Annotated in this window: 9 protein-coding genes; 2 read left to right on the forward strand and 7 right to left on the reverse strand. The window is 36.6% G+C overall.

The genetic code is table 11. From position 1 onward, the window contains the following. Positions 1-402 precede the first annotated feature (402 nt). Positions 403-2112: a glycerol-3-phosphate dehydrogenase/oxidase gene (locus K9V48_RS19445; RefSeq protein ID WP_224140820.1), complete on the forward strand. Its 1710-nt coding sequence runs from the start codon at positions 403-405 to the stop codon at positions 2110-2112. A 347-nt stretch (positions 2113-2459) separates the two neighbouring features. Further along, positions 2460-2639, forward strand: coding sequence for a hypothetical protein (locus K9V48_RS19450; protein ID WP_224140821.1), 180 nt, complete (start codon positions 2460-2462; stop codon positions 2637-2639). 221 nt (positions 2640-2860) lie between these two features. Here the strand turns inward: K9V48_RS19450 and K9V48_RS19455 are convergent, their stop codons facing one another. The 7 genes from K9V48_RS19455 to tnpA form a co-directional block, all read right to left on the reverse strand. Beyond that, on the reverse strand, positions 2861-4054 hold the full coding sequence (locus K9V48_RS19455; RefSeq protein WP_224140822.1) for a 2,3-diketo-5-methylthiopentyl-1-phosphate enolase: 1194 nt from the start codon (positions 4052-4054) through the stop codon (positions 2861-2863). Positions 4055-4296: 242 nt separating this feature from the next. After that, positions 4297-5481, reverse strand: coding sequence for an S-methyl-5-thioribose kinase (mtnK, locus tag K9V48_RS19460; protein ID WP_224140823.1), 1185 nt, complete (start codon positions 5479-5481; stop codon positions 4297-4299). A gap of 474 nt (positions 5482-5955) precedes the next feature. Further along, positions 5956-6831, reverse strand: a complete 876-nt coding sequence (locus K9V48_RS19465; RefSeq protein WP_224140824.1) for an aldose 1-epimerase family protein — start codon at positions 6829-6831, stop codon at positions 5956-5958. Between the two features lie 116 nt (positions 6832-6947). After that, entirely contained in the window at positions 6948-7556 is a 609-nt protein-coding gene (locus K9V48_RS19470; RefSeq protein ID WP_224140825.1) for a methyltransferase, read from the reverse strand. Between the two features lie 151 nt (positions 7557-7707). Further along, positions 7708-8721, reverse strand: a complete 1014-nt coding sequence (locus K9V48_RS19475) for a DUF1646 family protein (RefSeq protein WP_224140826.1) — start codon at positions 8719-8721, stop codon at positions 7708-7710. A 384-nt stretch (positions 8722-9105) separates the two neighbouring features. Next, positions 9106-10092 carry a diaminopimelate dehydrogenase gene (locus tag K9V48_RS19480; protein ID WP_224140827.1) on the reverse strand — a complete coding sequence of 329 codons (987 nt, stop codon included), beginning with the start codon at positions 10090-10092 and terminating at the stop codon, positions 9106-9108. Between the two features lie 341 nt (positions 10093-10433). Continuing rightward, positions 10434-10655: an IS200/IS605 family transposase gene (gene tnpA, locus K9V48_RS19485; protein ID WP_224140828.1), complete on the reverse strand. Its 222-nt coding sequence runs from the start codon at positions 10653-10655 to the stop codon at positions 10434-10436. Between the last annotated feature and the right edge of the window lie 71 nt (positions 10656-10726).

A 10726-nucleotide genomic window follows, 5' to 3' on the forward strand; every position in this document is an offset into this window, starting at 1 on the left:
CGACATATTTAGCCATCATTCTTCAGGATTATTTATCGTCAAAACAGGGTGAGTCTACTACATCTTTTTAGGATTCTCTCCCTTATCTGAACAGGTCAACATTTTGAACATAAATACAAAAGCTAGATTTCAAATCGCTTAACCTCGTTATAAAAATGTTATAGCTAAACAAAAAAATAAGACGAACCCTAACTCTTACGTGCAGTATACTCCCACATCAACTCATTGAAGGCGGAGTATACTGCACGTTCATCTACGAAAAAAGTAGCTTTTCACAGCTTCAATAAAACAAGAATTACCTTAGCTTTTACGAGCAGTTATCCCCACCTTCGCTTCTTAGAGGTTCAGATATGTCTGCCCGTTAATACCGGATAAAGTAATAAATCATTATCTATTTCACAAATGGAGGTATGCTTAGTGAGTGAACAGTTTTCAAGTTTAAAGCGAGATGAAATTATTGCGAAGATGCAAGCAGAAGAATTTGATTTATTAGTCATTGGAGGCGGAATCACTGGGGCAGGTATTGCTTTAGATGCTACCAGTCGCTTCATTAAAACGGCACTTGTTGAAATGCAGGATTTTGCTGCCGGAACCTCCAGTCGTTCATCGAAAATGATTCATGGCGGGTTACGTTACTTAAAGAAATTAGAAATCAAATTAGTATCTGAAGTAGGGAGAGAGCGGGCAGTTGTTTATGAAAATGGGCCACATGTTACGACTCCCGAATGGATGATCATGCCTCTATACAAAAAGGGGCCTAACGGAATGTTTATGACTACAATCGGGCTTAGCCTTTATGATTTTCTAGCAGGGGTTAAAAAGGAAGAACGAAAGAGTATGTTGGATACAAAAAAACTTCTAGCATTGGAGCCTAAGTTTAAGCAAGATGGGTTAGTAGGAGGCGGTCGTTTCGTCGAATACCGTTCCGATGATGCTAGATTAACAATTGAAGTGATGAAAGAAGCAGCAACTCAAGGTGCAACAGTCATTAATTACACTAAAGTTACTGATTTTATTTATAAAGATGGCAAAGTCATAGGAGTTCAAATCGTTAATCAAGTAAATGGTCAAGTAAGTGAAATACGTGCGAAAAAAATAGTAAATGCCGCAGGTCCATGGGTAGATTCTTTAAGAAAAAAAGATCATTCCTTAAATAGTAAGCAATTACATTTAACAAAAGGAATTCATCTCGTTTTTGACCAAAGTGTTTTACCTTTAAAACAAGCCGTCTATTTTGACACTCCAGATGGTCGGATGGTCTTAATGATCCCTAGAGACGGAAAAACGTATGTCGGTACGACAGATACTGCTTACAAAGGGGACATAGCACACCCTAGAATGACAGTAAAGGACATCGAATATGTGATTGGGATGATTAATTTTATTTTTCCAAGTTTAAACATTACGTCTAGTGATTTTGTATCAAGCTGGGTAGGGATAAGACCTTTAATTCACGAAGTAGGAAAAGGTGCATCTGAAATTTCAAGAAAAGATGAAATTTGGGAATCGGAGTCCGGATTAGTTACAATTGCTGGTGGAAAGCTAACTGGATATAGAAAGATGGCTGAAACAATTGTAGATTTAATTGCATCGAAATTTCAACAAGTAGAGGGAAAGACTTTTCCTCCTTGCAAGACGAAAAACATGCCAATTTCAGGAGGCCATGTTGGCGGTTCGAAAAATTTTGAAGCCTTCATGAAAGACAAAATGAAACTAGGAGTAGGACTCGGCTTAACTGAAGAAACAGCTTATTCACTCGTCAAAAAATATGGATCAAATATTGATGATCTTTACGAGTTAGTTAAGAAAGACCAACAAGAAGCAGAAAAATTTGGAGTGCCGATCGATCTATATGCTAAAGTTATTTATTCAATTACGAATGAATTTACCTATACACCAGTTGACTTCTTTTTAAGACGTACAGGATCATTGCTTTTTGATACCGAATGGGTGAACCAATGGAAAATACCAGTAATGGCACTAATGGGTGAAAAGCTAGATTGGAATGAAGAGCAAAAAGCGACCTTCAGTGCAGATCTTGAAAAACATTTACGTGATATCACTGTTCCTCTCGATGAGGAACATGAATTAGGTGTAGGACACGGGTTATAGAATAGAGTTTTTTTTAATAGAACCATTAGGTATAGTCTAACTTCCTAAAAGGTAGACCTACACCTTAATCAAACGTTTAATTAGCAGACTGAAGCGCCTAGCGTTTTGGTCTATTTTTTTTGGGAGATTGCGAGACTTCCCTTCTCTTTTACTGCAATAGATCAAGATAATTTCAAAACCATGGAAAACACAAGGAAAACAGCGAAATGATGAGATAAGAGCGTGTGGCCCCGTTTTCATCAATTATGTTGCCGTTTTCTTATCCATTGTTGCCGTTTCCATCAACATTGTTAATTTTTAGCTTATACACCATAATAAGAGTATAAATTAGAAAGGGGATAATACTTATGAAAAAACTTTTAGAATCATTTAAATACGGAATTGAAATGTATACAAATTCTTTGTACGGGGATATTAACTGTCATCCTAAAAAGTTAAAAGTCTCTAACGAAATGCAAAAACAATTAATGCAGCAAAGCAAGAAAGAGTATATAAATCTAACAAAATCTATCAAAGTGACCAACTAACCGATTTTCTCACCATCAGAGGAGACTCGGTTTTTTGGTCTTTAGCAGTTCTTTTAGAACTTAAACAGACTTGAATCATCCTTCCATCTTTCTCCTATTACATAAACAACTATTTAATCGTCTTCCCTACTTGTCAAATCATTAAGTTTTCCTTTATACAACAAAAGCTTGGCATGATGCCAAGCTTTTGTGAATATCAAACAAAATTCTATTCATTTATCTTACGAAGTGACAACAGTCCCCCATTGATCGATAGCGCGTTTCAAAGGCTCAGATGTTTTTGCAGCTTCCGTTAATGGGATATTGTTTACACTTGCTTCTATTGCTGCCCTAAAGGCTTGCGCACCAGATGTTGGTCCATCTGGATGTCCAAATATGCCGCCACCTGCATTTACGACAAGGTTATCGCCAAAATCCTTCAGTAATTGCGGTACCATTCCAGGATGTATCCCAGCAGAAGGAACAGCAAACGTTTTTTCAAAGCCATTCTCTTCTGTTAGCGTCTGATTAATTGCTAATGCGTCAGACCTAGAAATCGCAACGTTTCCGTATGGGCTTGGAAATAGTGAAAAATCTCCACCTACTAGACGTGTTAATTTTCCTACTAGTAACGAATACGAGAATCCCCCACCAGCTTGTCCAGCAAGGACACCCGATAAGGCTGAATGGGCAACAATTGGTAAGTTAATATTATTATTTTCACGCAACGTTTGAAGTGCATCCAATCCATACGCATGAACATTGAATAATAAAGCATTTGCTCCCAATTCTGCTGCGCGCTCCGCCTTCTCATGAAGTTCATTCGTTCTACCTGACAAATTCACCGCATATAGCGCACGTTGCCCAGTATGTTCATAATGACGATTGATGATCTCTTTTGCCGTTGTAATCCGCTTATAAAAAGGAGTTAATTCATTTTCAAAAAGAATTTCATCATCTTTAATTAGATCAATTCCGCCTGCTAACAGCTCTTCTAGTTGAGCAGAAAAGAAGGAAAGGTCTCTTCCCATTACCCCTTTAAAAATAGCTTTTAACAATGGACGATCAGAAACATTTAGTTGTTCCCTAATTCCATTCACACCAAACCGTGGCCCAGGAAATTGTGCGAGTAATTCTCCGTCAAAAGTTAAATCAATGAGTTCATACCCTTCGAAGAAAGATAGCTTTCCGTAAACAGTGGTAAAAATTGCAGGAAGATCTGCAGAAAAATTAGCAGCCGGATAATAGATTTTGATCGTATCCTTGACCTCTCCTTTTTCCACCGATACTACTTCACCTTTATGTTTCTTTAATTGTTCTTGTTCGAGATGCTGTATGTCTGTCCAAGAACCGATTGTCAGACCTAATGCATGCTGTTCAGCTATTTTCCTTTGCTCTGGATGCGTTGGAAATAGATACGTAGCAGTAACTCCCATAGAACATCCTCCTTCATTCATCTTATTTTTTAATGAACCGCCCATTTGAGACGACTTTTCCTTATCGTTTAGGAAATTATAAAATTCTTGTACTGTAGATAAGTGCACGACATCCAGCTCCAGCGCCTAGCCCCTCGAGGTCATAAGCCAATCAGGAATTGAAGGTAAAAAACACCTTCTATTCCTGATTGGCTTATGCTTGTCGGGGCTGATCAAGGCGCTTGCGCTTTTGTTCTTCAGGACTAATTAAACCAATTTTCCAATTCTTCTAAAGAGCGAATATTGTTACGTTCCATAATTAAATATTTCCCCAATTCTACCGCCCTTTTTCTTCTCTCTATGCGTTTTTGTTCATCTTTCTCATGATTCAAATCATCAATTTGCGCAATGCCAATGGCACGACGAATCAATTCACACCCTGCATACCCCAACATGTCGGCGAAAATTTCCTCCAATAAATCAGAAAGATAGCCATCAATTTGTGTATAAGGCTCAGCTGATTCATTTCTCCATAGTTGCGAAAAAGTATCGGTAAACGCATACCATGATTCAAGAGCATTTTGAAAACGTTTAAATTGGAAATCAGGACTGCCGATTCCATTTAAAAACAAGTTTGCAATAAAATGACCCATGTCAAATCCAAAAGGACCAAAACAAGCAAATTCAGTATCGAATACGATTGTTTTGTCTTCCCCAGTAAAAATAGCACCACTGTGTAAATCACTATGAATCAGCGCATCCGCCTTGGTCATAAATTTATGTTTCAACTTCGCTACTTCCAACCGCAACTTTTGATCACGACTAAGAAATAGCACATCGTTTTTCAGTGCTTCTTCAAAAAAGTTACTTTCATGAAAATTAAATGGACAATCGAAAACTAATTCTTCTGTTAGACGTCTCATACCTGGATTATTTAAAGATGCATTCAGTTCCTTTTTTACCATTGGATCGAGGTAAAAATCGGATGTATAAAAGATTGTCTTGGCACTAAATACACCAACATCCTCCGAAAATCTTGCCGACTCTGTCCCATTAATTAAAGCAACCCGTCCCACTTCCATTGGAGCCATATCTTCCGTCACCACAATTGCCATGACCTCATCTAATAGAAGAACTTGCGGGACAGAACCAGGAAGAATCTTGTTATATTCCTGCAATACTTTCGCCTCAACTCTTACCCGATCAAGAGGCAATGGCATCGTTTCTCCTACCGTTCTAGCGTAAGGTACAGCCTGCTTATAAATTAATGACTTGTGCTCACCTACCACTCGATACACATGATTAATTTTACCATCACTTATTTCCGTCACTGACACTTGTTCCTGTTCCTGAAAGAAGCCATGCTTTTTGACATACTTGACAATTTCATCTTCACTTAAAAATGCATACTTATTGTTAACCGCTTCTTGGTTCTTTAATAAGCTCATCCTTTTCCCCCCTCTAATTATTAATCAGTGAGTATTTTTACTCCATATATATTCTAAAAAACTGTAGTATCCGTTCGTTTAATGGCGAACGGAACTGATAATCATTTTCCCTAATCCTTACTTACGCACTATCAAAATCCCTTTAAATATGAAGGAGCAAAGATGAAAGAGCCTCTCGCTGTTTAGTAAGCTACGATCATGTTTTGATATATAAATATATTAAATAGTCCGACATTTCGTGTCAAGCCTCCACTATTACCACCACATCGCAGTATTTAAGTTTGTCATTTTCGCTTTAATAGTAAAAGAAACCTGATGAACAAATAACTTGGGTGCTACATAATGGAAAGAGGGTATAAGAAGAAAAAAGGAAAGCATTTATGTGTACTAGGGAAGTTATTCAGAAGATACTTACAAAGTACCTGCCAATTCGACGAAAATGATTTGACTGTGTCGATTAGCAAGTACTTGTAATTAATTCATTTCAATTACATGTAAGCATTCAAAACTTTCATCTCGTTTTAAATGAATCATTCGATCACGGTCTTTAAATTCCCCAGTATAATCATCTGTATCAGCTAATCCATACCAAGGTTCTATGCAAACAAACGGAGCATTCTTCGGCTGCCATATTCCCATTGTTGGGAGATTTTCATAAGAAAGAACGACATTTTTAGCTGATTTTTTACTTTTCAACGTAACTTTGCTTGAATTTATATTTTTGAATACAAGTGCTCCCTCATAGAAGAGCTCATGCGTTAGCGGTAATATTTTGCTATCTTTAATTAAAGTATCAGATTTCCCACTAATGACTACATTCGTTTTATCCATAAAGAATCGCTCAAGAGTCTCTTCTTTTTCAAATTCAAGATAATAATCTTCAAATTGAGTATCCTTATCTAATGGACAATTAAAACCCGGATGTGTACCAATTTGGAAATAAATATCTTTATCATCGATATTGTCTACTTTATATTTTACCTCAAGCTTATTTTCAACTAATGTATATGTAATAAATAAATCGAATTTGAAAGGGTACTTAGTTAATGTTTCTTCGTTATAAGTTAACTTAAACACAGCTTTTGTATCACTTTCTTCAACTAACTCAAATTCACTCCACTTTGCAAATCCATGGTTACCAATTTGATAGGTCTTACCATCTACTCTAATTTCACCATTAACAACTGCACAGACAATTGGAAATAATACTGGCGCATGGCTTGGCCAAAATGTTTCATCACCATTCCACATATATTCAGTGCCATCTTCTAAACGTTTAAAGCTTACGATCTCTGCTCCGGCCTTTTTTATTTCTGCCATTGCTACGCCGTTTTTTAAGATTGTATTCACTATCTTCACTCCCATTGTGTAATATGAATATTCTTAATTTTATCATAATATAGTAACTTTCACTCCTCGAAAATTTGTCGTTTCTGTCGAAAAAACGATCGTACTACGCACGCAACCTAAAATCCTAGCCTATATATTAAAAACCTCTCAAAGGGATTATGTTCATTTCTACCTGTCAGGATTATTTCATCCTTCAATTCAAATGAGGTTTGGTTCTCTAAGAAATAAATATAATCCTCTGATCCGTAATATAAAATAAGTTCTATTTCCCGCTCAGACTTCTCTACAGAAAGTAAGATATTGTTGATAATTTTTATAAAAATCTGGATAGAAAACGGATTAAAAAAGTAAAAGCGATTGTCCAATATGTCAATCTGATACTCCTCTGCAAAGCAACAATGAAAATAGATATGATCATTTCTATTTTTCGCTTTCTTCAAATAACGCTCTCGATTCGCAACTGCCTCTTGATAAAAAGTTTCGTTCATTTCTACACCTATAACCGTTGCATGAAAAAAATAATTGATATAGAAATTTAATCGCCCTTTCCCGCACCCAAAATCGACAATTCGATCACTACTTTTCACTTCATAATGATTGAATAACTTTTCTAATGCACTGTACGGTGTTGGTTCATAACGATGATAATGCAATGACTTATTGAACCCCTTTTGGTCTCCCCCTGTATTAATGTTCAACAATTCATCAAAATACTTTTCCTTCATTGTTTCACTCCCCACTATAGGAACTAATAAAAGGAACCCACCTAGCATTTAATGGGTTCCTTTTTAAATAGAAATTTTTATTGTCAATTGCAACCAAAAGACAATTTAGCATATGTAACAATAAATCTTCTCCTATTAGTAACTACTATTCTTAAAATGCAAAAAGGACAATAAAATAAACAACCATAGCAATTAGGCCAACAGGTACTCCGAAATTTGCCCATTCCTTACTTTCGATGCCTAGCTTTCCAGCCGCAATGATATTCGGAATATTACCTGGTATTAGCATCCCACCACTAATCATAAGACCTAGTAGGATTGCCTTTATTGTTGGCTCGTCCATCGCAGGGCTGATTTCAGCGGCAGCGAGAGTAGCATTGTCAAGAGTAGCTGAAATCATATTGATCCAATATAAGACAGCCGGATGTAAATCAAGAAGATATTGGTTGATTAAAGGTTCGAATCCTGCCCCTAAAAGTGTTAGTCCCATAACAAACAAATAAATTTTAACCGTCCGGATAATAATCTCTTTGTAAGATTCACTTGATTGATCGCTAGCTAAGCCTCTACTATCTTGTTTTGGATGCACAAGAAACGCAGAAATAACGCCAAAAATCAGGACAGCAGAAATAACTTCAGGTCCAATTATCTGTAAGAGATAAAAGAAATCCTCTCCTAATTTACTAATAGCAATTGTTGACAGTGGCTCTCCAATTGGTGTTAAAGCCGCTCCTAGCCCAATGGAGAAGCAAGCTAAAACAACAAGTCTAACCTCTGATTGACGATCAAGTTTGATCACGCTTACAATTAATACCAATATTAGAGCGGCGATAATCGCAGTAATTACACTTGAAATCAAACCTAATATGATAACAATTAGAGCGATAAATAGGCGAAAAGGGATTGTATGACTGATGCCAAGAATCGCCTTTTCTAAAGGTGACTGAAGCCACTTAAATAATAGTCCGGCGACCAATACGGCAATCGTAATTTTAATCGGATCCTCTAGTCCTTTAATAAGGAGATGTGTGTCAAAAACTCCACCAACGATTGCAGCTAAAAAACCCATGATAAATAAAAATACTTCTAAATTTTTTTCAATATATTTAACGAAAAAGGGCAAAAATAGCACAAGAAGTAGAATAATAAGTAGCCCTATAATCATTGGATCCTTCCTTTCGAGCAGCACGATATGTTATGTGCGAAAATTCAAAATACTAATTCATTTTAACATAAAAGAGTAGCTTGTCACTCCCTATAGCATCGTAAATTTCTTTAAAGGACAGGATTGTTAATTATTTTTTAAACGAATCCAATAACATGGAAAAAATTGAATTTGCTCTAAACTTTACGAAATTCTTAACAGGTCTGAATAGTATAGAAATGGATAGGGGACCTCTCTTCACTCATGCTGCAAGCATCTCCAACAGTATAGGAGGCGTTTAGATTACTTAGTCCCCCTCTTATTATTTAGGAGAATATAGATGAAAAGCATCTAGGAGTCCTGGAATCCACTACCACTTCCTGACTCCCATAGCTTAGGTAAATTCTACAACAAATCTCTTCTCAATTCTTCTGCAGACTTAGGAGACAAATACCCAGGCGCAACATCATAAACCGTTTTTGCACCAGCTTGTCCCTCTTTGTTTAAACGATATGCAGCTCTTGCATATGCTACTAAAACGCTAGAGGTAAATTCTGGGTTACTCTCGAGGTTAAGTGAAAATTCAATAATTTGTTTATGATTATCACCTGTTTTTCCACCTCGAATGACAAATCCACCATGTGGCAATTGTGAATGATTCGCTTTTAATTCTTCTGCTGTAATAAAGTTAACTTCTGTATGATAGTCAGCAAAGTAGTTAGGCATCGTTAAAATGTCATGTTCAATTTTTGCTTTATCATATCCTTCTTCAGCAACTACATAACAAATACGTTGATGTTTTTCTGCAGTCGTTAATTCAGGGTTTTCTCCACTTTTCACTTTTTCCACCGCTTCTGTAATCGGTACAGTATACTGAACTCCACCTACCACACCTTCGACTCGTCGGATTGCGTCTGAGTGCCCTTGGCTTAGTCCTTTTCCCCAGAAAGTGTAGTTTTCACCATTTGGCAAAATAGCCTCTGCCATTAAGCGATTGAGTGAGAACAAACCTGGATCCCAACCAACTGAGATAATACTTGTCTTTCCACTTTCCTTCGCTGCATTATCAACAACGCTAAAATATTCTGGAATTTTAGCATGTGTATCATAACTATCAATTGTGTTAAACATTCTAGCAAAATAAGGTCCTTGATCAGGAAGATCAGTCGCCGACCCACCACATAAAATCATAACATCGATCTCATCTTTATATTTCTCTGCATCTGAAATATGTAAAACTTGCACATTTGATTCATTAACTGAAACACTGTCGGGAGTTCTTCTTGTAAAAATAGCCACAAGCTCCATATCCGGACATTGTTTAATTGCTTCTACAGTCCCCCTACCTAGATTACCGTATCCAACAATTCCTACTTTAATTTGATTGCTCATCATGTTTCACTCCATAAATGTATTCTTCCAAACTATCATAATCCCATATATTCACTATAAGTCAAGGATCCTCTCTACTAAAAACGTTGTTGATCAAATAAAACGAGACTTCCATCAGTGGACCTTTACTGCCAAGGAAGTTTGTCTTTCAACTTATTTCTTCTATTGTATATAAGAGATTGCCATCTGATAATTTGTTCACTTTGTGATTTCTCCACATTTAAACATTTTAGATAAAGCAAGACTTCCGTACGTTAGGTTTTTTTTATCTGTGGGCGTAAAACCACGATACCTTTAGGTTCGTGGATGTACGCCCACGGTTTTCATCCTTGTTCGTGAATCTATTCTTGAATCATCTCTTTGCTGACATTTCCAATGGAACAAGCGAAATATCCGTCGCTCCAAAAGGTTCGTTCCTTCCAAAAATGTTTAGAAAGATACTTTTCATGTTGTTTCCAAATATGAAACGTAGTCATTTGCTTGAGTAGTCTCACGATTTCAAGAATACTCATCTTAGGCTCATACTGAATAAGCAAATGGATATGATCCTTATCTACTTCCATTTGCTTATTCTAAAATGGTATCTATTGGCTATATCGTGCATAAGTTGTTTCACATCATTTCCAAGTTGGAT

The sequence above is a fragment of the Metabacillus rhizolycopersici genome, assembly GCF_020075705.1.